This window comes from Bacillus sp. DHT2 (assembly GCF_026241455.1).
In the GTDB taxonomy this organism is placed as follows: Bacteria; Bacillota; Bacilli; order Bacillales; family Bacillaceae_G; genus Bacillus_A; species Bacillus_A pseudomycoides.
Genome location: NZ_JAPHWH010000011.1, coordinates 59,446 through 84,008, shown reverse-complemented (window position 1 = coordinate 84,008; position 24,563 = coordinate 59,446). Strand labels below are relative to the sequence as shown.

The window sequence follows — 24,563 nt, the reverse complement described above, 5'->3', positions numbered from 1 at the left end:
AAGGTTTTTTTCATAAATACGTATTGTAGTTGATACAATAATAATAAAAGGATGGACAAAATATGATTACGTTTGAAAAAGTGAATACAGAAACAAAAAAAGTTGTTGAAGAAATGTTTGCTTCTAATGGTTTGAATATAAAGGAAGTTCAATATTGTATAAAAATTGATGATACATATATTGGTGTAATTGATTATACGGTTCAAGGTGAGCGTGCTATATTATCTAATTTAATAATTCATTTTGATTATCAAGGTTACGGATATGGAACGAACACTTATTTTACATTTGAAGAAATGATGAAGAGTAGAGATATGAAAGATATCAAGGTATTACAAGGGGATCTAACTAAACAAGCTAAATCTTTTATAGAGGGACTCGGCTTTATATGGAACGGTGAAATGTACATAAAACGCTTCTAAAAGGAAAGAAGTTAACTAAGGAAAGAAATGAATATAAGGCAGGTGGATGTATGACGATGACGTCTGGTTTTTTACTAATAGGGAGTTGTTTTATAGGAGCAGAACTATGCCAAATTTTCATCCGGAAAATGATGCGTAAAAAGCGTAAACCGTATGAATGGCAATACATTCCGGTATTTTTTATTCTGTTTTTTACTTTGTATGTATTACAAAATGCAATCCACTTTCCACCAATGTTGAACATTTTTTTGAAGTTTGGCTTAATATATAGTGGCAGTGGAATGGCTATTCTATTTTGTTTGTTTTGTATACGGCATGTTCATTATCAGTCGTACATATTTATTTTAAATTGGCTCAATCGAGATGATGGAAATCGCCTTACATAAGGTGGTTTTTTTGTTTGTTTTGTAACCAAATTTTTATGTTGTACATAAAATAGGACGAGCATAAATATAAGCTCTATTAAATATAGAAAGGAAATGGTATATGAAGCTAGTTATAGATGCAGGTCATGGCGGATACGATTCCGGTGCTGTTGGAAACGGTTTGGTTGAAAAAAATCTAACACTTCAAATTGCTAAGCGTGTTCGAGATATTTTACTTGCAAATTATGCAATTAATATTAAGATGACGCGCGATAGTGATGTCTTTATCTCATTATCAGAACGTGCAAATATTGCTAATTCTTTCGGAGCAGATTTTTTCATCTCATTTCATATTAATAGTGGCGGTGGAACAGGTTTTGAAAGTTATATTTATAATGGACTATCAGATAGCAGTTCTGCAGCAGCCAAGCAACAAAAGATGCATGTGGCAGTTAATCCTGTTTTAACAAAATACGGTTTGCGTGATCGTGGTGCAAAAAAGGCCAATTATGCAGTACTAAGGGAAACAGCTATGGATGCTTTATTAACAGAAACAGCTTTTATTGATACAACATTTGATGCAAATTTATTAAAAAATCCGCAGTTTATAGAAGATTTATGCCAAGCATATGCAAGAGGAATTGCTGTAATCTTAGGATTAACGGCAAATCCAAACCCACCAAATCCAGAACCGCCAAGTCCAGCTCCTCAAACAAAAGGTGTAGCATATATTCGAGGAAAGAACGTGAATTTAAGAAGCGGCCCATCAACATCATCCTCAGTGATTCGTCAGTTAAATTCTCCAGAATCGTATGTAGTTTATCAGGAAAGTAACGGTTGGCTAGATTTAGGGGCAGGCCAATGGATATATAATGATCCATCGTATATTGATTATGTGAAATACGGAAATAGTGATGGAAGTCCGATTGGAGTGGCGAATATTCGAGGGACGAATGTGAATTTAAGAAGCGGTCCATCAACATCGTCTTCAGTGATTCGTCAGTTAAATTCTCCAGAATCCTATTTAGTATACGCAAACCAAAACAGTTGGCTAAACCTAGGAGGAAATCAGTGGATATATAATGATCCATCTTATATCAAATATGATCAATATTAAAATATAAAAGATTAACAATGGAATTGAATGACACCCTGCCTTGAATGTCTTGCAAACAGAAGAACTTAGAGGGAGGGCTTTTTGTGAGGAAATAATATATTAAAATTATAGACATGCTAATTGGACTTATCATTGTAATAGCTATGCAATTCGTGTTGAAAAGGGCAAGTCAAAACATGTGTTATGCATTGATTGAAGTGACAATTACTTTTGTATGCCTGTTCATTTTCCATGTTTATCGGTAGGATGAAATTGTATCCATGTTGGAATAGTTGAGAGAATATATTCTAGAAAAATTTTAAAAATATATTGACAACTTTTAGTCAATACATTAATCTTTAAAATGTTAATGATAATCAATTTCATCCAGGAGGACATATGACTCGAACTAAAAATATCTTTATTCTCTGCATTGTAATGTTAACGGTTATGATTGCAGGATGTGGCAAAGAAGAGAAGAAAGAAACGAATACAGCAGCAGAAGGAAAAGAGTCGTATGTAATTAAGCATGCGATGGGGGAAACAACGATTAAAGGAATACCTAAAAGAGTCGTTGTCCTAACAAATGAAGGTGCCGAGGCACTTTTAGCGGTAGGAGTTACACCGGTTGGTTCTACAAAACCAAGAGCTGGTGAAGAATGGTATCCGCATTTAGCAAAAGAATTGAAAGATACAAAAGTTGTAGGAACTGAGCGTGACGTTAATTTAGAGGCGATTATGAAATTAAAGCCTGATTTAATTATTGGGAATAAGATGCGTCATGAAAAAGTATATGAACAATTAAAAGAGATTGCACCTACTGTTTATAGTGAAACACTACGCGGGGATTGGAAAGAAAACTTTACGTTATACACAAAAGCCGTAAATAAAGAAAAAGAAGGTCAAAAAGCGCTGGATGATTATAAGAAGCGTATTGAAGCGATAAAAGAGAAACTAGGAGATAAAATAGTATCTAAAGTTTCTATCATTCGTTTCGTTCCAGGTGATGTTCGTATTTATCAAAAGAATTCATTCTCTGGTGTTGTTTTGCAAGATATCGGATTTAAGAGGCCACCACTTCAAGATAAGGATGATTTTGCGATAAAAGGTGTTACAAAAGAGCAAATTCCAAATATGGATGGAGACTACTTATTCTATTTCACATCTGATAAAGATGCTAATAAAAATAATGAAGGAAATACGATAGCGAAAGAATGGACAGAAGACCCACTCTTTAAACAGCTACAAGCTTCCAAAAATAATAAAGTATTCGAAGTAGATGAAGTGATTTGGAATACAGCAGGCGGCATTAAAGCGGCAAATCTTATGTTGGATGATATTGAAAAATACTTTCTGAAATAAGTAAATAACCTATAAAAACACACCACTATTAAATTGTGATGTGTTTTTATATTCTTAAATAACTGAAAAATCATCACTATTAAGTGCAAATAAGTTGTAAAATGAAAATAATTATTAGGAAAGGAGTGGTAATATGGCAACAGGTGTTCATAAAGATTGGATTTTGTTTAATGGAAGAATTGTGAATATGAAGGAAGAACAGCCAATGGTTGCATTAGAAGAGCGAGGTTTACAATTTGGTGATGGTATATATGAAGTGTTTCGTTTATATAATGGGAAACCTCACCTACTAGATTTACACTTAGAAAGATTCTTTAAATCTATGAAGGAAATTCATCTTGTTCCACCTTTTACAAAAGAAGAATTAATTGAACAACTTCAGCAATTAATTGAGAAAAATCAATTTCAAGAAGATGGGAATGTGTATATTCAAATTTCAAGAGGCATGCAGCCACGAAATCATGTATATGAATCAAATCTAGAGCCAACTTGTTTTGCAAACATTGTTTCATTCCCGAGACCGCTATCTCTAATGGAAAAGGGAATAAAAGTAACAGTGGAAGAGGATATTCGCTGGAAGTTTTGCCATATCAAATCTTTAAATCTTCTTCCTAATATTATGATTAAGAATAAAATTAATGAAGAAGGGTATCAAGAAGCGATATTAGTTCGAGATGGAATTGTAACAGAAGGATGCCATTCGAATTTCTTTATTATAAAAAATAATAAAGTGATTACGCACCCAGCGGATCAACTTATTTTACATGGAATTACTCGTCATCATGTCATTTCATTAGCAACAGCTCTACATATTGAAGTAGAAGAGCGAGGGTTTTCATTACAAGAAGTATACGAGGCAGATGAATGCTTCTTTACAGCAACACCCCTTGAAATACTCCCTGTCATTCAAATTGGAGACGAATCATTTGGTAATGGTGAACGGGGACCTGTTACAAGGAAGTTACAAGAAGCTTATAAAGAAAGCATCGCTACCTTTAAAGTAATAAATTGAATGCGCAAGGAAAATGAAGCTGGTATTCCTCCAGCTTTTTTTCGTGATATAATTATAAGCATAGGACAATTTTTGAAAACGTTATAAAAGGGGATTTTATGTATATGAATTATGAAGCATTTAAAGAAGTAATTCACGGACGACGCAGTGTTCGGAAGTTTACAGAACAAGAAGTATCTATTGGTGACATAGAGGAAATTATTGATTGTGCTCGTTATGCTCCAAGCGATACGAACTCACAAACGTGGGAATTTATTGTTATTATGAATCGGGATAAAATTAAAGAAATTGAGCAAATGACATGGGATGCTTTACATAAATTGGCTGAAAAAGCAACGGAAAAAGGAGAAGAAAAAGCAGGAAAATTACTTACGCGTTCGTTTGGACCATATGCAACTGCTTTTTCTGATGCACCAGTTTTAATCGTATGTTTAGCTACACCATATGAGTCAAAGTTTCGTGAAAAGATATTTGATCCAATTGGCTTCGTTCCAGATTCAGTATGGGAAGAAGAGGGGATTAAGAGTAGTTGTTTAGCTGCGCAAAATTTAATGTTAGCAGCATATGCAAGAGGTCTTGGGACTTGCCCGATGACAGGGCCGGTGTTATTAGCTCAAAATGAACTGCGACAATATTTACAGATTGAGCCTGAGAAACAAATTAATATGGTAATTTCGCTAGGGTATCCAAAAGATAAACCGAAGAAACTTGCTCGAAAAGAAGTAAAAGATATTACAAAGTTTATTTTGTAGGATGTTATGTAAAAAATTAGAAAAAGACATTGGATGTATCAATGTCTTTTTCTGATTTTTCTAGAGGAGAATATTTTTTAGTGATAATGGGCTAAAATGGAGAGTAAGAAGGAATTTCTAATTATTTCTTGAAAAAATTAATGATGTTAAAAAAGAAAGTATGGTACAGTAATGATGAACGGAATGTTTGTTCACGGAAGTTTAAAAAACTGAACTTAGAACAGATAATTATTTCTGTATAATAAATAAAGAATAAATTTACAGGGGGGATGAATTTTGAAGAAATTCATAATCACTGGATTGTCTGCTTTGTTACTGGTGGGCTGTGGTGTCCCGAATGGAAAAGAAGAAACCCAGCCAGTAAAAGAAGAACAAGTTGTAAATGCAAGTGATGAGAGTGTGACTCCTTTTCCAGAGGGAACAATGCCAATTGGTGAAGGGAAAGTAAAAGTAATCACGCCAGATGGTACTTCTGAAGATGGGAAGATACCAACTGTATTTGTAAAGAAGGATACTCTAATTCAGCAAGTTGAATTAGAACTTGCCGATTTTCAAAATGATAAAGAAACATTCGTATTCGTAGATAATATATTTGAAGATAAACATCATGTTACTAGCATGACGCAGACAACAGTAGAATTAAAGCAAAAAACGTTAGAGACAGGGTATCATACAATAACTGCAGTTCAATTTGAAGATAATGATCCAGCGGGAAAAGTTATTAACTTTGTACAGGCTAAATTTGAAAATAAACCTGCACATTAAAAAGGTAATACTCTGTTATGTTAGAGAGGGAAAGGTACATCACGATAAAGAGTGATGTACCTTTTTGGTTTTTATTCCGATTCTACCATTTGCGGGCAGTAAGACTCCCACCTCAAAATTCGGTGAAAATAAAGAAATTAGGTGGGAGAGTAACTGCCCATAAAAGCCCGATTGGTGAGGGGAAATAATTAATGGAGGATGGAGAATCCTCCACTGATTAAAGTTTCAATTTATCTTTTTATAAATACACATTAAGAAGAATTTGAATAAGTTACAATAAGAATTAGCACAAATTATCAAAAAATATTTTGATGAAAATATAAAATAGATTAAAAGAGGGGGGAGTGAAGATGGATTATTTCGAAAAAATCCAAAACTCTATTGAATTTATTGAAAGCAATCTACAGGACAGACTTAATGTTGTTGAAGTTTCTTCGCAATCTTGTTTTTCTCCGTTTCATTTTCAAAGGCTGTTTCAAGCGATTACAGGTTTTTCTGTACAAGAATATATAAGAAATAGAAGGCTATCTGAAGCTGCCATTTCATTAAGGGAAACAAGAAAGAATATATTAGAAATTGCGATTGATTTTCAATATAACTCACAAGAGGCATTTACACGAGCATTTGTAAATTATTTTGGAATGACTCCTGCTAAATATCGAAAGTCAGAAATCGCTTTACATTTACAAGATAAAATGAATTTTTTTGACTATAAAAAGGAGATGAAGGGAGACTTGATTATGAATAAACCTAATATTGTACAATTAAGCAAAAGGGATATTATCGGTTTTGAATATAAAACTAATCTAAACAATGAAAAATACTTTGAGGAAATTCCAAAATTTTATTTTGACTTTGGAAGTAATGAATATTATTTGAGGATTCTTGAGAAAATTGCACCTAATATGTCATATGGTATCGCATGTGATTTTCATGATGATGGTAATTTTTCGTTCATTATTGGAGAAGAAGTACAGGGGAGTGCTGCAGAATTAGACGATGGGTTTGTTAATTTTGAAATTCCAGAAGGTAAATATGCTGAATTCAAAGTAAATGGTTCGACTGATTTAGTTCAAAATACGAGAAGGTATATTTATGGTACATGGCTACCAAACTCGAATTATGAAAGAAGAGAAGGACCAGATTTTGAAATTACCGATGTATTGCAATCAATATATCCAAATCAAATGAAAGCGATAATATATATACCTATACTTTAAATATAAATGTTTCGTAGGGATTTGTTTGAAAATGTCGAATAAAATATATTGCGTCGTAAAAACACGTTTTCTATTGTTTAGCGTGAAACGAGTAGGGAGGAGAATGAGTGATGAAACGTGCTCTTATAAATATTGATTATACATATGATTTTGTAGCAGAAGATGGTGCTTTAACGTGTGGAAAGCCGGGACAAGATATTGAACAGCATCTTGTAGCGATTACGAAGCAGTATATTGAAAACGGAGATTATGTTGTGTTTGCCATTGATAAACATGAAAAGAATGATTCCTATCATCCTGAGACACAATTATTTCCACCACATAATATAGCGGGAACAAAAGGAAGAGATTTATACGGAGAGTTACAAAAGGTGTATGAAAAATATCAAGACAATGAGAATGTATACTATATGGACAAAACACGTTATAGTGCTTTTGCTGGAACGGACTTAGAAATGAAACTAAGAGAAAGAGGAATACAAGAAGTCCACCTTGTTGGTGTATGTACGGATATTTGTGTTCTACATACAGCAGTGGATGCCTATAATAAAGGATTTCACATCGTTGTACATGAAAAAGCAGTGGCTTCTTTTAATGAACAAGGACATGAGTTTGCAATTGGACACTTTAAGTCTTGTTTATATGCTGAAGTGCAGTGAAGAGAAACAAAAATGCGGAATAAAAGGAATGGAACAATACTTAGACGGCTCTTGGTCGTTCGGAACTACAAGATTAGTAAACAAATACAACAAATCGAAAAGTTATTGATATAGAGTAAAGAAGCTGATACATTCAGCTTCTTTTTTAATTTATAGTATTTAGAAATTTCTTAATGTTATAATGGTAGTTGGTGATGAACATGAATTATGATGAAAAGCAAATGTGCCGGTTAGAGGCGTTAAAAGAAATTGCAGAGTTGTTAAATGAGGCAACTGATTTACAGGAAATGTTGGAAAAAGTATTACATACATTATTGCAAGTTATGAATTTACAAACAGGTTGGATTTTTTTTATTGATGAAAAAGGAACGCATCGTATGCTTGTTGATAGGAATTTGCCACCAGCACTCACATGGCGGGAAAAGAAGCCGATGTGTGAAGGAGATTGTTGGTGCGTGAATCGATTCGTAAATGGACGTTTAGAAAAGGCAACAAATATCATTGAGTGTAAACGAATTGAAGATGCTATTGAATATAATTGGGGAGAGACCGAAGAGATTACACACCATGCGACGATTCCTCTTCGTGCTGGCAGCGAGAAGTTCGGTTTATTAAATGTTGCTTCACCTCATAAAACACATTTTTCAGAAGAAGAACTAGCGTTATTAGAGGCGATTGCATTCCAAATTGGAACAACGATACAACGAATTAGGCTAGTTGAGAAAGAGCGCAAATATGTAATTGTAGCGGAGAGAAATCGACTCGCACGTGATTTACACGATTCGGTGAAACAATTGCTATTTTCTATTATGTTAACTGCTAGAGGGACTCTTGATATGGCAAAGGACAAAGAATTACAAGAGATGCTCCGTTACATAGGGGAATTATCGCAAGAAGCGCTGCAAGAGATGACATTATTAATTTGGCAATTACGGCCAGAAGGATTAGAAAAAGGGCTTGCAGAAGCAGTACAGAATTACGGAAGGCTATTAGGTATTCAAGTAGCAATTCGAATTGATGGAGTTATTTCAATTGGTGATGAAATAGAAGAAGTACTGTGGCGTGTGAGTCAGGAAGCCTTACATAATTGTAAAAAACATGCTTCATGTGAGAGAGTATCTGTTAGCTTGAAAACAGAAAATAATAAGTTGAACTTTCAAATTGAAGATGACGGCATTGGGTTTATTAGAGAAACAGTGAGAGATTCAGCACTTGGTTTAAAAAGTATGAAAGAACGAATTGAATTGATGAAAGGAACATTTCGAATAAGAACGAAACCGGGACAGGGGACAAAGATTGAGATTCAATTACCGGTTTGAAAGGGAGAAACACATTGAAAATTAAATTATTACTTGTAGAGGATCATCATATTGTGCGAAGGGGACTTGTATTCTTCTTAAAAACGAAAGAGGAATTTGAAATTATAGGAGAAGCAGAGAATGGGGAAGAGGCGTTAGCGTTTGTTCGAAAAGAAAGGCCAGATGTAGTATTAATGGATTTATCAATGCCGAAAATGGATGGAATTGAAGCGACAAAAAGATTGAAGCAATATGATGCGACAATTAAAATCCTTATGTTAAGCAGTTTTTCAGAGCAAGATTACGTTCTTCCAGCGATGGAAGCTGGTGCGGATGGTTATCAACTAAAAGAAGTACAGCCAGATCAACTTGTTGCTTCTATTATTGCTGTACATCAAGGCAATGCAAATTTCCATCCGAAAGTAACGCCTGCTTTGTTAGGACGACCGGCAGTGAAAGAGGAAAAAAAAGATAGTTTTTCTATGCTGACAAAAAGGGAAAAAGAAGTACTGCGTGAAATTGCGAAAGGAAGAAGTAATAAAGAAATTGCAGCAGAGCTTCATATTACAGAACAGACAGTTAAAACACATGTTTCAAATGTACTTGCTAAATTAGAAGTAGATGATCGGACGCAAGCGGCTTTGTATGCTGTAAAAAATGGTGTTGTATAGGAAGATGTTGAGGTGCCAGTAGCTATACGCTCGTATGAACAAAATTGTTTAAATCTATCCGAATGTGTAGGAGAATACATAACAGAAAACAATGAAGCGCTTCAGATTACAAGTTCAAATAACCAATTCTATGTTACGATTCCAAAACGTTACGGAGTATTATATAAGTTTAAAATTTTGCCTAGTCGCATGCAAAATGAAACGATAACATTCCGTACTACATATATTGATGAAGAGGTAGAAGTCAATATAAGAACAGGATTATTACGGTATAAAGATGTCACTGCAAAATATACAAAAGCATATAAAATACATAACAATATCCAATAAAGATTTTTCTTCTTTCGATAATTAGGTACGATAGAGCTACTATGGAAGGGGAAGATACATCATGTCTGGTACAAAAAGTGGAATAGGAAAGATTCGGGCTTCATTAAATGGTTTATCACTGAAGCTTCGAAGTATTGCTGAACATATTATTAAACATCCGCAAGATGTTGTACATAAATCAATTACGGAATTAGCTGAAGTTACTAGTAGTTCAGAAGCGACTATAGTTGTTTCAGCACTTCGAAATCAGTTCGGCGGACACGCTGTTGTAAAGAATGACTAATTGATATATCAGGAACTCATACGAAAGTATGAGTTCTTTTTGTATTTCTCATACTATTTTCTCAAAGCTTTTCCCTCTTTTTACTGTTTTTTGTGTAGAATTTTCTGATAGTATAGAGGTAGAACTTAAAACAAAGGGGAGAAATAAACATGAAATTAGTTGTAATTAACGGAACACCACGTAAATTTGGTAGAACACGTGTCATTGCAAAATATATTGCAGAACAATTTGAAGGAGAGTTATATGATTTAGCAACAGAACAATTGCCTTTATATAACGGTGAAGAATCACAACGTGAACTAGAAGCGGTAACTAAATTAAAAACAATAGTGAAAGAAGCTGATGGTGTTGTCCTTTGCACACCTGAATATCATAATGCGATGAGTGGTGCGCTCAAAAATGCATTAGATTTCTTAAGTAGCAGTGAATTTGTCCATAAACCAGTTGCTTTATTGGCGGTTGCAGGCGGCGGAAAAGGCGGTATAAACGCGCTTAATAGCATGCGGATTGTCGCGCGAGGCGTATATGCAAATGCGATTCCAAAACAAGTTGTACTAGACGGTTTATACGTACAAGATGGTGAACTTAGTGAAGATGCAAAACCATTAATTCATGATCTTTTCAAAGAGTTAAAAGCATATATGAGCGTGTATAAAGAAGTGAAAAAGCAATTAGGGGTGGAGTGATAATTTTTTAGAGGGCAATGTTCTATTATTCATTGCCTCTAGCACCTTTGTGAAAACGATTTCAATCAATAAGGTCCACAGAATAGTGATATAAATAGAAGAATTTTTAATAAAATTGATTTTATGTATGGAAATTAAGGTGGTGAATAAGGATGATTACACATTTTTCAGAGCTGAGATTACAGACAGTATCTATTCAAGGCGTAGAACAAGTATATGGAGAACGCCTCGGGATCCCAATTTTATTAAAAACGGATAAACAGATAAGTTTTCGATTAGCGCCACATGTAACTTTATCTTTTGAAGAAGCATATGAGCCAATTTCACCTGCTCATTTTGCTTTTCAAGTACCATTTTCAAAATTTTATGAAGCAGCAAAACGGATTCAGGAATCTGGTTTGCTTATTGTAAAATGGGAAGACGGTCATGACATTGATGAAGAGGATAATCGATTAAATTTATATTTTCGCGATGGGGATGGAAATCTTCTAGAGATTATTGCACATAAATATATTGATGAAGGTGTTCTAGTTCCACATACACCTTTAAACATTCTTTATATGAGAGAAATAGGTTGCCCAGTTGAAAATGTACCTATATTTAGAGAATGGCTAAAATCTAATTTATGCATGAAAACATTTGAAGATGGTGGAATTTTCAACTTTATGATTGGTGGCACAGCCCATATTGTTGCAAGTTGGAAGGGGAGAACTTGGATTCCAATTGCAATGAAAGCTTTGCCTCCAAAGATACATGTTTCATTTGGAACACCAAGTCTACACTTCATACAAAAGGTTCAGAATCATCTAAGACAAAATGATGTACCTTGTCAGTTTAGTAAGAATGAACTATCGTTTGTTCAAGAAGGATATTCTTTTTCTATACAACATACTCCGCATTTTAAAGCTGATATTCCTAATAAGTTAAATTTGCCACTTTCTATTTAAGCGGTATTTTTTTGACTTGTATTCAAAACACCTGTTGCTTCATTCGTTTAATTGCTATACACATATTAACGATCTGGATACGTTTCTTGTAAAAAACCGACAGATTGTTTAATTAATGCTTTTAGAACATTAAGATCAATATCTGCTACTTTATTAATGTATATACACGCTTTTCCAGATGTATGTTTTCCAAAGTCTTTTAATAATTCTTCTCGCTTAGGGTCACCCGTCGCAAATTATAAACTAATCTTGGCTTTACGAGGGGAAAAGCCTACTAATGGTGCATCTCCTTCATGACCAGATGCATATTTATAGTGGTATGTACCAAATCCAATTATGCTTGGTCCCCACATCTTTGCTGGATAACCTGTTGTTTCAGTAAAGATATCTAATAACTGATATGCGTCTTCTCGTTTTTTTAGGCTGTCAACATTTTCAATAAACTCGATTACACTATTGTTGGTTTCTGTTGTTTTGAGTTTATACATAATAGAATCGCCCCCTTTTTAGATATAGGTTTTATCGCATATTTCATTATAATACATAGTTTGAATCAAAGTTACAGAATCTCATGTATTCTTAAAAGAAATAAAAACTTTTGAATAAAAATTTACTTTCTCTTTTCATCCTTAAAAATAACACAAAATTATTTCATTTCATTTAACTTACCTTTTTTTCTAAGTAAATCGGCTTTTGTTATATCTCTAGAAATAATAAATAGAAATAAGTTAACCAAGACTAAAATGACATCTATACAAATGACCCAAGAATCACTTTTTATAAAAGAATTAGTCATAACCAATATTAATAAGCTAATTCCTGAAATTAAACGTACTTTGTTTTGTCCTATTTTCAACATAAAATCATCTCCTTTTCACTATATTACAATATTCTTATTGTATTTAATATATATTAAATTATAAGCATGTAATGAATACACTAAATGTAACCTTTTATCCCGAATAAACGGGAAGGAATATCCTCACCTCAAGATGCAGAGAGAAACAAGGATGTTAGGTGGGAGATCAACTGCCCGTAAAAGTCCGATTGGTGAGGGTTAATAATCAGTGTGGGAAAGAAAACCCCACTGATTAAAGTTTCACTTTATCTTGATATCCCAAAAATAAAAAATACTCTTGAAATAAGGAGAAACTTCCAATAAATCCATTGTATGACGAGAGAGAAAATACAAAATCTATAAAGGAACCATATAAAAAGAGGATGTGAAACAAAATGGGAAAAACGAAAGCGTTAGGATCAGCGAAACATAAAGGAAATCAAACTCAGTGTCATACATCTTCTAAAAAAGGGCGTAATGCTCAAAACGCAGGACAACGTAGTCACTAAAAAATACTTCTGTCTCCCTTTCTTTTTCTATATAATATAAAGAAAGGGAGTGTAAGCTTATATATGAACAAATGGATACTACTTGTTATTTTATTATTTCCACCATTATGCATAATGTATATGACATATCGAATGAAAAAAGTTGCTTGTGAAAAGTTAAGTGATAACGCTCCATATGTATTAATTTTAGGTGCAAAATTATTTGGGGATAAACCTTCTTTATCTCTTCAAAATCGACTGGATGTAGCCTTAATGTATTTAAATTCTCATCCGGAAACAAAAGTAATTGTATCTGGAGGACAAGGTGAAGATGAGGACATTCCTGAAGCACATAGCATGCGAAATTATTTAATAAAGCATGGAATTGAAGAGAATCGTATTTTCATTGAGGATCGTTCGACAAGTACTTATGAAAATCTAAAGTTTAGCATGGATTTATATCATGTAATGCACGCGGTAGTTGTGAGTAATACATATCATCTATATCGAACAAAAATTATTGCTAAGCGTTTAGGAATGCAGATGGAGTCACTCGCGGCACCAACACCAAGGCGTTCAGAGAAGAAAGCATATATACGTGAATATGCAGCAATTATTAAAACAGTATTATTCGATCATTAGAGCTCAAGTAAGGGCTCTTTTTTCGTGAATAAAAAGCGTATCATTTGAAAAGAAGGAAAGATTCTATCAGAATGAAAGAAACAATAATAAGGGAGTTGTATTTGTGATTCGATTTAATCATGTGTCAAAAGCATATGAAGATGGTACAAAAGCAGTAGATTCATTACATTTAGAAATTAAAAAAGGAGAGTTTTTTGTCCTTATCGGTCCGAGTGGTTGCGGAAAAACAACAACGATGAAAATGATTAATCGTTTAATTGAAACGACAGAAGGTTCCATCTCTATCGATGGAAAAGACATCCAAGATTACAATATTCATGAATTGCGTTGGGATATCGGGTACGTTCTGCAACAAATTGCATTGTTTCCTCATATGACAATTGCTGAAAATATTGCGATTGTACCTGAAATGAGAAAATGGAGTAAAGAAAAAGTTCAAGAGCGTGTGGATGAGTTACTTGATATGGTTGGATTAGATCCAGATGTATATCGAAATCGTATGCCTGATGAATTATCTGGTGGACAGAAGCAACGTGTGGGAGTGGTAAGAGCACTGGCTGCTAACCCGAAAATCGTTCTCATGGATGAACCATTTAGCGCGCTAGATCCATTAAGCCGAGAACAGTTGCAAAAGGATATTGTAGAATTACAGAAAAAAATTCAAAAAACAATCGTGTTCGTGACACATGATATGCAAGAAGCGTTAACACTTGGTGATCGTATTTGCGTGATGAGAAAAGGAAAAATCGTTCAATTAGATACACCGGAAGGAATCATACATAACCCAGTAAATGATTTTGTAGAAGAATTTATTGGAAATCGTGTTCGCCCTTGGTATGAAGGGAAGAGCATTGAAGATGTGTTGCCACTTGCGAGTGATAGAAAAGTAGACAATGATGTTTTACCTCTATCTCTGCATGCTTCACTACAAGAGGCGTTGATTCGTTTGGAAGCAGAAGAGGCAATCCCGATTGAAAGAGAGGGGCAATACGTGGGGACATTAACGAGCCGTCATATTGTGGCATATTTGGCTGGACAAATGAAGGAGAGGGGGTAAACCGTGTCTGCATTATTACAAACGTTTCAGGAACGAAAATTAGAATTACTTAGTGCGCTGATTGAGCACTTACAAATTTCACTTATTTCTTTATTCTTTGCGGTGATGATTGCAGTTCCACTCGGTATTTTGTTAACGAGAAGAGAGCGAATTGCTGAGTTTATTATAGGCACATCTGCTGTTATGCAAACAATTCCCTCATTGGCTTTACTAGGGCTTTTAATTCCGCTTGTTGGTATTGGAAAGGTGCCAGCAATTATCGCGCTAGTTGTGTATGCGTTATTGCCAATTTTACGAAATACATATACGGGAATCCGTAAGTTAGATGCATCGCTTATTGAAGCAGCCAGAGCGATGGGAATGAATAGCTTTAGAAGATTATGGAGAGTAGAACTTCCTCTTGCATTGCCAATTATAATGGCTGGAATTCGTACGGCAATGGTATTGATTGTCGGAACAGCTACGTTAGCTGCTTTAATAGGAGCTGGAGGGCTTGGAAAACTTATTTTACTCGGTATAGATCGAAATGACCATGCTCTTATCGTATTAGGGGCTGTACCAGCCGCATTGTTAGCTTTATTCTTTGACGGAGTACTTCGGATGTTTGAAAGCACTGGACGCTCTCCTAAGCGAATTATATCGGCAATATGTATCATTGTAGTTGTTATAGCTGCACCATTTCTATGGAATACGCAAAAGAAAGATATTGTGATTGCTGGAAAGCTGGGAGCTGAACCAGAAATTTTAATTCAAATGTATAAGCAGCTGATCGAGCAAGATACTGATTTAGATGTAGAATTGAAACCAGGACTTGGGAAAACAGCATTTGTTTTTGAAGCTTTAAAATCAGGGGAAATTGATATGTATCCTGAATTTTCAGGGACTGCTTTATCTACTTTTGTAAAAGAAGACCCAAAAAGTACAAATCGTAAAGAAGTATATGAACAAGCACGTCTAGGGATGGAAAAGAAATATCATATGGTGATGCTAAAGCCGATGGAATATAACAATACATATGCACTTGCAATGCCAAGAAAAGTTGCAGAGCAGTATAATGTGAAAACAATCTCAGATTTACGAAATGTTGCAGCAAATGTTAAGGCTGGATTTACGTTAGAGTTTGCAGATCGGGAAGACGGCTATAAAGGGATGCAAAAATTGTATAATTTCCAGATTGCAAACGTAACAACAATGGAGCCGAAGTTACGATATGGTGCAATTGAGTCGGGGGAGGTTACTGTTATTGATGCCTATTCTACTGACAGCGAACTTGAACAATATGGCCTCCAAGTACTAGAAGATGATAAAGGGTTATTCCCACCTTACCAAGGAGCTCCTTTATTAAGAAAAGAAACGCTTGATAAATATCCTGAACTTGAACAGACATTAAATAAACTTGCTGGGAAAATATCAGATGAAGATATGAGAAAAATGAATTATGAAGTAAATGTGAATGGTAAAAGTGCAGAAAGAGTAGCGAAACAATTTTTAGAAAAAGAGGGATTGATTCATTAATATTTGCAAAAAATATACAATTTAATGACTGGAAATCGACCGTTCATAATAAAATGAACGGTTTTTTTGTGCATACTTATACATTTTTTTAAAAAAGTATTCCCTTTTTGCTCATTTTCTTTTAGAATAAGTAATGTTTTCCTGAAAAAATATAATAGAAACATCTATTAGAGAAAAAGGTGACTTTAATAGTTGAACGGATGAACATAACACCTAGAATGACAGATGGGGTGGTACCGATAGAAAAGAAATTAGGATTTTTTCCATTAATCGCATTAGTAGTAGGAACAATGGTTGGCGGTGGTGTTTTTAGTTTACCGCATGATTTAGCAGTAGGCGCAAATAGTGGCGCAACGATAATTGGATGGTGTATTACAGCAATGGGAATGATTCCACTTGCACTTGTATACCAAACGTTAGCAAGACAAAAACCAGAGCTTGAAGGCGGAATTTATAGTTACGCACGCACAGGATTTGGTGAATATGTTGGTTTTAACAGTGCATGGGGATATTGGCTTGCAGGGATTTTAGGAAACGTAGCTACGATTATGTTATTGTTTAGTACACTTGGATATTTTTTCCCTATTTTTAAAGGAGGAAACAACGTTGCCTCCATCGTTGGTGCATCTCTTTTATTATGGACGCTGCACTTCCTTATTTTAATTGGAATTCGTGAAGCGTCTATTATGAACTTTGTTGCAACAATTGGAAAACTAGTTCCGATTTTATTATTTATTGCAGTTATGGTTACAGCGTTTCGCTGGGATACATTTACACATGATTTTTGGGGTGAGGGAACCGTTTCTATTTCTTCTGTCCTTGGTCAAGTGAAAAATACGATGCTTGTTACACTTTGGGTATTTATCGGTGTGGAAGGAGCAGTCGTATTATCTGGAAGAGCAAAAAACAGCCGTGATGTTGGAAAAGCAACGGTTGTTGGATTAATTTTAGTTATGTCCATCTATATTTTAATCTCAGTCCTTTCTATGGGGGCAATGACAAGACAAGAGCTTTCTCTGTTAGAAACGCCGTCAATGGGCCATGTATTAGAGCATGTTGTTGGACCATGGGGAGCATTTGCCATTAATATCGGATTGGTTGCTTCACTTGTTGGGACATTAATTGGATGGTTCTTACTCGTTTCTGAAATTTCTCACGTAGCAGGGAAAGATGGCGTATTTCCGAAAGCCTTTACGAAGACAAATAAAAAGCAGACACCACATATTGCATTATGGATTTCAAATGGTGTCGCACAAACATTGTTTATTATCGTTTTGTTTTCGGAATCAACGTATCAAATGATGTATTTTATCGCGTCTACATCTATTTTACTTCCGTACTTATTATCAGCACTTTATCAGTTGAAATTAGTTGTAACGAAGGAACTGAAACGTGCGAGGCTAAAAAATGGAATGCTTGCTTTAATTGCCTCATTGTATTCCGTATGGTTGATTTATGCAGCAGGCTTAAAAAACTTATTACTTGTCTCAATCGTATATGGTATTGGACTTGTTGTTTATATGTTTGCTCGAAAAGAAAAAGGAAATCGCTGTTTTTCTGGCATGGAGAGATATGTCATGGTTGTAATCGTGGTTGCAGCAGTAATATCGCTTTATATGCTTGTAACAGGTAATATAAAAATGTAAAAAAGTCCTCCTGGAGGACTTTTTTCTTTGCATACAAGGAATTTTATTTTATTTACAGAATATCTAATATATAAGATGTTTAGGAGGGATGAGAATGGAAGAAAAAGAACAACTCTTAAGAATTATGGAATTGGCAAGTGATTTACGAAAAGTATTAGTACAAGAATCATTTTTTAATCATCATCCCGAACTACGTGGAGCGATTGAGAATTTAGCTGGTTCTGTGGAGACTTTAGCAAGCCTGCAACATAATAAAGATGAAAATGCCGAGGATAAACTACGATACGTACTTGCTAAAATGAAAATTGCTCACAATGCGATTATGCAAGAGAAAAAAGCTTTCCCTTCTCACTAATATAAGTTTTACTTTTGTAACCTGACGGTGTAGGTCAGGTTTTTTTGTTTCTAGTTTTCTTTTACAGTTCATATAATAAGAACAGTATGAAAAAAAGAAGGTGAGTATATTGAAGCTACATAAAGCTCTCCATCCAAGTTTTATAAAGCGGATGTATCACATGAGATTTCTTGGAAAGTTCGTTGAAGGTGAGGAGGAAAAAAAGAATACTTTTTCTGTACAATGTCTTTCACAAATTCCTTCTATTTTGAAATCGCAATTTGAAGGTGAAGTATATTTGTTTGAAGGACTATATACTAACAAAAAAAATGAGAGAATATTTGCGGATTTAAAGAAAAAAAAGTTAGAAAAACAATTGGTATTGTTTCGCCTTTATTATGAAAGAGGGAACTTGTATGTTGAATTAATATGTACAGAACAACGGGAAATCGCGGATGCATATAAGATTATTCCTTCGCCAAGATTAGTAGGCTATAAAAAGAGAGAATCTTTAGAGCGAAAGCTAGGTAATGGGTACTTATCTTTTCTTATTCCTAAATTCCCACACGATTTCGAAGTACCACAATTGTTATGGTATGAAGGTAGATTATATGGGAATTTATCATTAAAATCATCCATTAGTTCAATTGCATATTGCGAACAAAAAAAGGAATGCAAATATATCGAAATTGATAATTGGACCAAGTATATAGAAATGAAAGCGGATGATCATTTGTATTTTGTAAGAGAAAATATGTATGATCAACTTCTAAAGCAAATCGAAGAAGAGGGAAAACGGGTGGAAGTAGTAGACATAAAAGGGCAAAAAGAAGACCAAGAATGGAATGAGCGTGAATCTACATTTATACAGTATGTACAGAACTTAATCAATAATAAAGGTTTGTATTTAGATGCAACGGATATTTTTAACTTTCATATTAGTGTAAAAACAAATATGTTAACGATTCTTGCTGGTATCCCAGGAATCGGGAAATCTCGTTTTGTGCAAGTATATGCAGAAGCGTTAGGGTTAACGTATGGAGAAGAATTGTTATGGATTCCAATTTCTCCATCTTATCAAGAACCACACGATATAATAGGTTATCTTCATCCAAATGGAACATATATCGAAAGTGAAACGAAGTTAATTCGGACATTATTAAAAGCATATGAAAATCCGAATCAGCTTTATATGATTGTATTTGATGAAATGAATATGTCACATATTGAACATTGGTTTACACCATTTTTATCTATTCTTCAATTAGAAAAGAAAAATCGTATTCTTTCTTTATATGAGGAAGGAAATGAAATAGAAAATATAATTCCACCTAAAATTGAAATTGGTGAAAATATTATTTTTATCGGGACTGTAAATTTTGATGAAACAACGAAAGAATTATCTGATCGCTTATTGGATCGAACAAATCTTATTACACTTCAAAAGATTCCATTTTGTGAAATCAATATGCAGCAAAATAAAGGGATACAAATCCCGCCCCTACAAGTAACAACAGGAGAGTTTCGTATGAATTGGTTACGAAATAAAGAGATAATTGATGTACTTTTTGAAGAAGAATTAGAACTATTAGATAAATTACACGGCGTATTATCATCACATGACGCATCGAAAGGCGTTTCTTTTCGATGCGCTGCTGCGATTGCGACTTATTTGCAAAATATCCCTCCAAAAGATAATCAATCTTATATGATTAGCCGAGAAGAGGGTTTTGATTTACAAGTAAAACAGCGTATTTTAACAAAATTACGTGGTACGGAAATGACAATTGGTCCACTTCTTCGTGAGGATGAAAAGAAAGGGCTATCGCTAGTATCATTATTACAATCTCCACTTGCGAATTGTGTCTCCGCATTCGAACATTCTCTAGCTTATATTAGACAAAAACGGCGTGAATTGGAGTTGTATGGGTATGCGAAATGAGGAGCAGCACGAGACGGAAATTGTAGATACAAAAGATAAGCTCCCGTTCGTATTAAAATTAATTATTGGAACAGAAGGAAAAGGAGATTTTATATTTTTGAATCGTCTTTGTAAACACACTACAACAATGGCACATTGTGTTTATAAAGTGCAAGAATTAAAAGCATTACGTTTGACTTTACATTGTGAAAAGCCAATCCGTGTTACTTTTATATGGAATAAAGTGTATGAAGGGCAAAAAGATAAGAAAGAATGGCAATATGAATTGCATGAAAAAAGAGAAAAAGTATTATTATATGAACATGGAAAAACTGATTTTTTTTATCCTTGGCGTTGTGGTTTGTATCATTTCGAGGTGAAAGTGGAAGAAGAGATATACTATGGAGCGTTTCAAATTGTTCCTAAAAATTTTTTTGATGATCAATTTGAAACGATTCAAAATTATGTAAAATCAATTTTGAATGAAATTATGCTAGATCGTGGTTATTATAAAAAGACATTCTCAACGCTAATTGATATTGAAGATTCTTCCTATTTAATGCTACTTCGAATGCTGCCACAAAAAATGAAAAAAATAAAGCAGCTTTATAAAAAAGTTGAAGAGAACACAAGATATATCGATAGATATGAGTGGGAAATACGGGAACGAAAAGCGACGATGAAAAGTGTGATAATGAACGAGAAAAAGCCCCACGCTAAGTATTATAATCGCAGATTTATAGAACAAACAGATAGTTTGGAGAATGCTTTTCTAAAATTTACAACGAAACAATTTTATCAATATTTACTTGAAGCGCAGGCTTTCTTACAAAAGACAATCGAAATATTAGAAAGAGCAACACATACAAAAAAAGAGGAACAACAAGCAGTAAAAACAATTATGCAAACCATTGAAAGAAACGGGTCTGTAACAGATAGGGAGAAGCAAAAATATCGAAATATTCATTTGTTAAAAGAGGCAGACTTGCGGAAAGCATCTATGAAAATACAAGAGTATAAAATTTTAAATCATATTGTCCACCAAGCTATACTGTACTTTCAAAATTTGTTAAATTCTCCATTCTGGAGAGGGATTTCTGAAAAGACAAATATAACTATGCATGCTTTACCTGTTACTCATCGGCAACTATTGTATCATTTAGAGTTTCTACCACGTTATAATCAACAATCTCCAGCTTTATTATTTGTGTATAAACCAACGTTTTTAGTGTATGAGTATTATGCATTTTTTATCATTATTTCTATATTGCAACAGTTAGAATTTAAAGGTGAAATTTCATTACGCGAACAAATTCAAACTTATTTTTACTTAGATGGTTTACAGGATGGTACGACAATTGTTTTAAATCGTGAAAATATTCAAATCCATGTAGTGTTTAATGATCTTATTGAAACGCACCCACTCATTGCACTTAGTAAAGGAAGTCATTTCTATAATGGAGAAGATACGAAAAAGCCAGACATTCGTTTAGATTGTTATGTGAAGCAAGGGGAACGTTATGAGTACCAGTCGTCTATTATTGTTGAGGTGAAATATAGTCCTATGTTTAATATTTTTCAGCCTGTTGGAAATACAAAAGCAACAGAGCAAATGTACAAATATTGGTCCATTAAATATGTAGAAGAACAAGATGGAAAACGTATTTTTCACCGAAGGGCGATTCATGAAGTGATTTGTGTATACCCAGGCAGTCATATGCACGGGAAGAAAATAGAAGCAGGTTGCGGAGTCTTTTTGCAATTATATCCATATAAAACAAAGCAGGGAGAAGAAAAGTTAGCTGGAAAGCATGGTCTTGTACAGATTTTCGAGAAATGGTTAAAAAATATTGTAACATGAAAAGAAACCTTTCTTTACGGAAAAGGTTTCTTTTTGTGTAAGTAAATTGAATTGTTGAAGGGAGTATAATTGTGAATTTATGGTATTGTAGAATTAAATACCCATAGAGGTGATAAAACAATAAAGGTAATTTCCAATTATATACAATGGAAGTGTCACTTTATATAAGTATAAAAAAATGAATAGGAACTGGTTAATTTTTATAGAATGTATAATGTATTAAATACCTTTTAGTTGCATGCGGAGATTTGTTCTTATATGATAGATGGTGAAAGCGTTATCAAAATATAGAGCGGCGATGGGAGAGGCGGGGAAATATGTTCCAGCGTGTTCAAACAAAGGAAGAACATTTTTGGTTCGAGCAACTGTGGGGAGATTTTTGTGAAGAGAGAGATTTAATGTTTGTAGAGCGTAATTTAAATCCATCACGATTTTTATTAATAGAAGAAGGACATTCTATTGGTACAGTAGAGTGTATTCGATATACGACACCTGAACAATCTAATTCTGAGTTTTTCTATCCGTTTTCTGAAAATGAGTTAATGAAAGGTTTAAAGAATGTTTATGAAATAGGAAAGTTAAGTATTGCGAAAACATCGCGCGGGAGAGGACATTTCAAAAGGTTAACAGCTATTTTATTTATTCATGCTTTAGAAATGAAAGCTGAGTGGTATATTGCTGTTATTACAAAAAGAATGTATATGTATTTACTTACAATTGGTTTTCCAATTGAACCAATTGATGATCCGTTTTATTTTCATGATACATTGCAAGGGGTACCTGTTCGAATTCATGCTCGGAAAGGATTAACACATTTGTATTCCTTAAAAGAATTTCGGGATATTATTCAAGGAAATGCTCATGCGCAGGCATTAATCAAAGAGAACAGTAAAAATATTATGTTAACAAGATGAAGTGTCACAAATTTTTATAAATTATTGTGATTGATATCACATCCCTTTTTCTCAATGTATATTAAGCTTAGTTTGTAATGAATGATTGGGAAAGGGTGGGATGATATGTTTTGCTATCAATGTGAACAAACGCCAACAGGCGGATGTAAAGTAATGGGTGTTTGCGGTAAGAATGAAACAATTGCAAGTTTACAAGATACGATTGTGTTTGGGTTAAAAGGAATTGCTGCTTATCGTACCCATGCTGCGCAGCTAGGGTATACAGATCCATTTGTAGATGCTACAACTCAAGAAGCGTTATATATGACATTAACAAATTCTAACTTTAATGAACAAGAACATATTGATATGGCTATGAAAGTTGGGAAATCAGCTTTACGGGTGATGGAGTTGTTAGATGAGGCACATACGAATCATTTCGGTGTTCCAGAGCCTGTTCAAATTACACAAAATCATGTAGAAGGTAAGGCAATTGTTGTTACTGGTCATAATTTATTTGCATTAGAGGAATTATTAAAGCAAACAGAAGGAAAAGAAATTAATATTTATACGCATTCTGAAATGCTACCAGCACACGGATATCCACAACTGAAAAAATATAAACATTTAAAAGGAAACATTGGTAAGGCATGGTATGATCAACGACGTCTTTTTGAAAAATTTACCGGTGCGATATTGGCTACAACGAACTGTGTTATGCCAATTAAAGGATCATACTTTGATCGCTTCTTTTCATATGATATTGCCGGCCTGGAGGGTGTACGGAAAATTGAAAATGATGATTTTGCACCATTGATTAAAAAAGCGCTAGAACTTCCCGAAGTACATATGGAGTCGGATGAACAGTTAGTAACAGGGTTTCATCATAATACAGTATTATCATTAGCTCCAGAAATCATTGAGGCAGTAAAGGGAGGGAAAATTAAGCGCTTCTTTGTCATCGCAGGTTGTGATGCCCCAGGAAAAGGCGGAGAATACTATCGTGAATTAGCAACGTCACTTCCGCAAGAAACGGTTATTTTAACAACTTCTTGTGGGAAATTCCGCTTTAATGATGTGAATTATGGTGTTGTACCCGGTACGGAGATTCCACGTTACATTGACTTAGGGCAATGTAATAATTCAATTTCTACAATAAAAATAGCGGCAGCTTTAGCAGATGCTTTTCAATGTGAAGTGAACGAATTGCCAGTTAGTATTGTCCTATCTTGGTTTGAACAAAAAGCGGTTGCCATTTTACTTGGGCTATTTAGTCTTGGGATTCAAGATATTCGTATCGGTCCAAAGGCCCCTGAATTTATTTCACCTGGTGTGCTTGATGTATTACAAGAAACATTTGGTTTAAAACTTATTACAACTGCAGCAGAAGATATGAATATGATGTTATCGTAACAAAAAGGATGTCTTGTAATGAGACATCCTTTTTATATAAATAAAAAAGCGCATGATAATTGACTAGGGGGGAGTCAATTATCATGC

24 protein-coding genes and 2 pseudogenes are annotated in these 24,563 nt (G+C 34.2%); 24 read left to right on the top strand and 2 right to left on the bottom strand.

Features of this window, described 5'->3' with window-relative positions:
• The first annotated feature begins 62 nt into the window (after positions 1-62).
• The 15 genes and pseudogenes from ORL93_RS22350 (at position 63) to ORL93_RS22280 (ending at position 11,868) form a co-directional block, all read left to right on the top strand.
• On the top strand, positions 63-422 hold the full coding sequence (locus tag ORL93_RS22350) for a GNAT family N-acetyltransferase (protein ID WP_018782142.1): 360 nt from the start codon (positions 63-65) through the stop codon (positions 420-422).
• A 56-nt stretch (positions 423-478) separates the two neighbouring features.
• The gene (locus ORL93_RS22345) at positions 479-808 is read left to right on the top strand and encodes a hypothetical protein (RefSeq protein ID WP_018766421.1); all 330 of its coding nucleotides are present in this window, start codon (positions 479-481) and stop codon (positions 806-808) included.
• Positions 809-908: 100 nt separating this feature from the next.
• Positions 909-1,904 carry an N-acetylmuramoyl-L-alanine amidase gene (locus ORL93_RS22340; protein WP_003207118.1) on the top strand — a complete coding sequence of 332 codons (996 nt, stop codon included), beginning with the start codon at positions 909-911 and terminating at the stop codon, positions 1,902-1,904.
• A 378-nt stretch (positions 1,905-2,282) separates the two neighbouring features.
• Positions 2,283-3,245: an ABC transporter substrate-binding protein gene (locus ORL93_RS22335; RefSeq protein WP_040119519.1), complete on the top strand. Its 963-nt coding sequence runs from the start codon at positions 2,283-2,285 to the stop codon at positions 3,243-3,245.
• A 133-nt stretch (positions 3,246-3,378) separates the two neighbouring features.
• Positions 3,379-4,257: a D-amino-acid transaminase gene (gene dat / locus ORL93_RS22330; protein ID WP_265959527.1), complete on the top strand. Its 879-nt coding sequence runs from the start codon at positions 3,379-3,381 to the stop codon at positions 4,255-4,257.
• 104 nt (positions 4,258-4,361) lie between these two features.
• Complete coding sequence (locus ORL93_RS22325; RefSeq protein ID WP_040119520.1) at positions 4,362-5,009, top strand: nitroreductase family protein; 648 nt, start codon at positions 4,362-4,364, stop codon at positions 5,007-5,009.
• 276 nt (positions 5,010-5,285) lie between these two features.
• The gene (locus ORL93_RS22320) at positions 5,286-5,774 is read left to right on the top strand and encodes a hypothetical protein (RefSeq protein WP_265959525.1); all 489 of its coding nucleotides are present in this window, start codon (positions 5,286-5,288) and stop codon (positions 5,772-5,774) included.
• A gap of 350 nt (positions 5,775-6,124) precedes the next feature.
• A complete protein-coding gene (locus ORL93_RS22315) occupies positions 6,125-6,994 on the top strand; it encodes an AraC family transcriptional regulator (protein ID WP_265959524.1) in 870 nt (289 codons plus the stop codon).
• Between the two features lie 110 nt (positions 6,995-7,104).
• Entirely contained in the window at positions 7,105-7,653 is a 549-nt protein-coding gene (locus ORL93_RS22310) for a cysteine hydrolase family protein (protein WP_265959564.1), read from the top strand.
• 200 nt (positions 7,654-7,853) lie between these two features.
• Positions 7,854-8,972, top strand: a complete 1,119-nt coding sequence (locus ORL93_RS22305) for a GAF domain-containing sensor histidine kinase (RefSeq protein ID WP_483298358.1) — start codon at positions 7,854-7,856, stop codon at positions 8,970-8,972.
• Positions 8,973-8,986: 14 nt separating this feature from the next.
• Complete coding sequence (locus ORL93_RS22300) at positions 8,987-9,622, top strand: response regulator (RefSeq protein WP_003197417.1); 636 nt, start codon at positions 8,987-8,989, stop codon at positions 9,620-9,622.
• 12 nt (positions 9,623-9,634) lie between these two features.
• Positions 9,635-9,952 (top strand): hypothetical protein, encoded by a 318-nt coding sequence (locus ORL93_RS22295; RefSeq protein ID WP_040119522.1) that lies wholly within the window; start codon positions 9,635-9,637, stop codon positions 9,950-9,952.
• Positions 9,953-10,013: 61 nt separating this feature from the next.
• Positions 10,014-10,178 (top strand): annotated as a pseudogene (locus tag ORL93_RS22290) (MurR/RpiR family transcriptional regulator); the annotation flags it as partial.
• Positions 10,179-10,384: 206 nt separating this feature from the next.
• Positions 10,385-10,921 carry an NADPH-dependent FMN reductase gene (locus tag ORL93_RS22285; RefSeq protein WP_006094747.1) on the top strand — a complete coding sequence of 179 codons (537 nt, stop codon included), beginning with the start codon at positions 10,385-10,387 and terminating at the stop codon, positions 10,919-10,921.
• A gap of 152 nt (positions 10,922-11,073) precedes the next feature.
• Complete coding sequence (locus ORL93_RS22280; protein WP_006094748.1) at positions 11,074-11,868, top strand: VOC family protein; 795 nt, start codon at positions 11,074-11,076, stop codon at positions 11,866-11,868.
• Positions 11,869-11,933: 65 nt separating this feature from the next.
• Here the strand turns inward: ORL93_RS22280 and ORL93_RS22275 are convergent.
• A pseudogene (locus ORL93_RS22275) lies at positions 11,934-12,356 on the bottom strand (DUF1801 domain-containing protein).
• A 158-nt stretch (positions 12,357-12,514) separates the two neighbouring features.
• Positions 12,515-12,727 carry a hypothetical protein gene (locus tag ORL93_RS22270; RefSeq protein WP_006094750.1) on the bottom strand — a complete coding sequence of 71 codons (213 nt, stop codon included), beginning with the start codon at positions 12,725-12,727 and terminating at the stop codon, positions 12,515-12,517.
• Positions 12,728-13,278: 551 nt separating this feature from the next.
• On the opposite strand from ORL93_RS22270, the gene ORL93_RS22265 reads away from it, so the two are divergent.
• The 9 genes from ORL93_RS22265 (at position 13,279) to hcp (ending at position 24,476) form a co-directional block, all read left to right on the top strand.
• Positions 13,279-13,836, top strand: coding sequence for a YdcF family protein (locus ORL93_RS22265; protein ID WP_006094751.1), 558 nt, complete (start codon positions 13,279-13,281; stop codon positions 13,834-13,836).
• Between the two features lie 103 nt (positions 13,837-13,939).
• A complete protein-coding gene (locus tag ORL93_RS22260; RefSeq protein ID WP_033798851.1) occupies positions 13,940-14,893 on the top strand; it encodes an ABC transporter ATP-binding protein in 954 nt (317 codons plus the stop codon).
• 3 nt (positions 14,894-14,896) lie between these two features.
• On the top strand, positions 14,897-16,408 hold the full coding sequence (locus ORL93_RS22255; RefSeq protein WP_003197444.1) for an ABC transporter permease/substrate-binding protein: 1,512 nt from the start codon (positions 14,897-14,899) through the stop codon (positions 16,406-16,408).
• A 218-nt stretch (positions 16,409-16,626) separates the two neighbouring features.
• Positions 16,627-18,054, top strand: coding sequence for an arginine-ornithine antiporter (arcD, locus tag ORL93_RS22250; protein ID WP_003207126.1), 1,428 nt, complete (start codon positions 16,627-16,629; stop codon positions 18,052-18,054).
• A 94-nt stretch (positions 18,055-18,148) separates the two neighbouring features.
• On the top strand, positions 18,149-18,409 hold the full coding sequence (locus ORL93_RS22245; protein WP_003197448.1) for a hypothetical protein: 261 nt from the start codon (positions 18,149-18,151) through the stop codon (positions 18,407-18,409).
• 109 nt (positions 18,410-18,518) lie between these two features.
• Positions 18,519-20,330, top strand: coding sequence for an AAA family ATPase (locus tag ORL93_RS22240; protein WP_097794980.1), 1,812 nt, complete (start codon positions 18,519-18,521; stop codon positions 20,328-20,330).
• Positions 20,320-22,170, top strand: a complete 1,851-nt coding sequence (locus tag ORL93_RS22235) for a hypothetical protein (RefSeq protein ID WP_265959521.1) — start codon at positions 20,320-20,322, stop codon at positions 22,168-22,170. Before ORL93_RS22240 ends, ORL93_RS22235 begins: the two co-directional genes overlap by 11 nt.
• A 317-nt stretch (positions 22,171-22,487) precedes the next feature.
• A complete protein-coding gene (locus ORL93_RS22230) occupies positions 22,488-23,084 on the top strand; it encodes a hypothetical protein (RefSeq protein WP_097794981.1) in 597 nt (198 codons plus the stop codon).
• Between the two features lie 105 nt (positions 23,085-23,189).
• The gene (hcp, locus tag ORL93_RS22225; RefSeq protein WP_265959520.1) at positions 23,190-24,476 is read left to right on the top strand and encodes a hydroxylamine reductase; all 1,287 of its coding nucleotides are present in this window, start codon (positions 23,190-23,192) and stop codon (positions 24,474-24,476) included.
• Positions 24,477-24,563 lie beyond the last annotated feature (87 nt).

What these genes read in the sequence shown, in the direction of transcription:
- ORL93_RS22350 (WP_018782142.1), top strand. Translation starts at nt 63, where the DNA reads ATGATTACGTTTGAAAAAGTGAATACAGAAACAAAAAAAGTTGTTGAA.
- ORL93_RS22345 (WP_018766421.1), top strand. Translation starts at nt 479, where the DNA reads ATGACGTCTGGTTTTTTACTAATAGGGAGTTGTTTTATAGGAGCAGAA.
- ORL93_RS22340 (WP_003207118.1), top strand. Translation starts at nt 909, where the DNA reads ATGAAGCTAGTTATAGATGCAGGTCATGGCGGATACGATTCCGGTGCT.
- ORL93_RS22335 (WP_040119519.1), top strand. Translation starts at nt 2,283, where the DNA reads ATGACTCGAACTAAAAATATCTTTATTCTCTGCATTGTAATGTTAACG.
- dat (WP_265959527.1), top strand. Translation starts at nt 3,379, where the DNA reads ATGGCAACAGGTGTTCATAAAGATTGGATTTTGTTTAATGGAAGAATT.
- ORL93_RS22325 (WP_040119520.1), top strand. Translation starts at nt 4,362, where the DNA reads ATGAATTATGAAGCATTTAAAGAAGTAATTCACGGACGACGCAGTGTT.
- ORL93_RS22315 (WP_265959524.1), top strand. Translation starts at nt 6,125, where the DNA reads ATGGATTATTTCGAAAAAATCCAAAACTCTATTGAATTTATTGAAAGC.
- ORL93_RS22310 (WP_265959564.1), top strand. Translation starts at nt 7,105, where the DNA reads ATGAAACGTGCTCTTATAAATATTGATTATACATATGATTTTGTAGCA.
- ORL93_RS22305 (WP_483298358.1), top strand. Translation starts at nt 7,854, where the DNA reads ATGAATTATGATGAAAAGCAAATGTGCCGGTTAGAGGCGTTAAAAGAA.
- ORL93_RS22285 (WP_006094747.1), top strand. Translation starts at nt 10,385, where the DNA reads ATGAAATTAGTTGTAATTAACGGAACACCACGTAAATTTGGTAGAACA.
- ORL93_RS22280 (WP_006094748.1), top strand. Translation starts at nt 11,074, where the DNA reads ATGATTACACATTTTTCAGAGCTGAGATTACAGACAGTATCTATTCAA.
- ORL93_RS22270 (WP_006094750.1), bottom strand. Translation starts at nt 12,727, where the DNA reads ATGTTGAAAATAGGACAAAACAAAGTACGTTTAATTTCAGGAATTAGC.
- ORL93_RS22265 (WP_006094751.1), top strand. Translation starts at nt 13,279, where the DNA reads ATGAACAAATGGATACTACTTGTTATTTTATTATTTCCACCATTATGC.
- arcD (WP_003207126.1), top strand. Translation starts at nt 16,627, where the DNA reads ATGACAGATGGGGTGGTACCGATAGAAAAGAAATTAGGATTTTTTCCA.
- ORL93_RS22245 (WP_003197448.1), top strand. Translation starts at nt 18,149, where the DNA reads ATGGAAGAAAAAGAACAACTCTTAAGAATTATGGAATTGGCAAGTGAT.
- ORL93_RS22235 (WP_265959521.1), top strand. Translation starts at nt 20,320, where the DNA reads ATGCGAAATGAGGAGCAGCACGAGACGGAAATTGTAGATACAAAAGAT.
- ORL93_RS22230 (WP_097794981.1), top strand. Translation starts at nt 22,488, where the DNA reads ATGTTCCAGCGTGTTCAAACAAAGGAAGAACATTTTTGGTTCGAGCAA.
- hcp (WP_265959520.1), top strand. Translation starts at nt 23,190, where the DNA reads ATGTTTTGCTATCAATGTGAACAAACGCCAACAGGCGGATGTAAAGTA.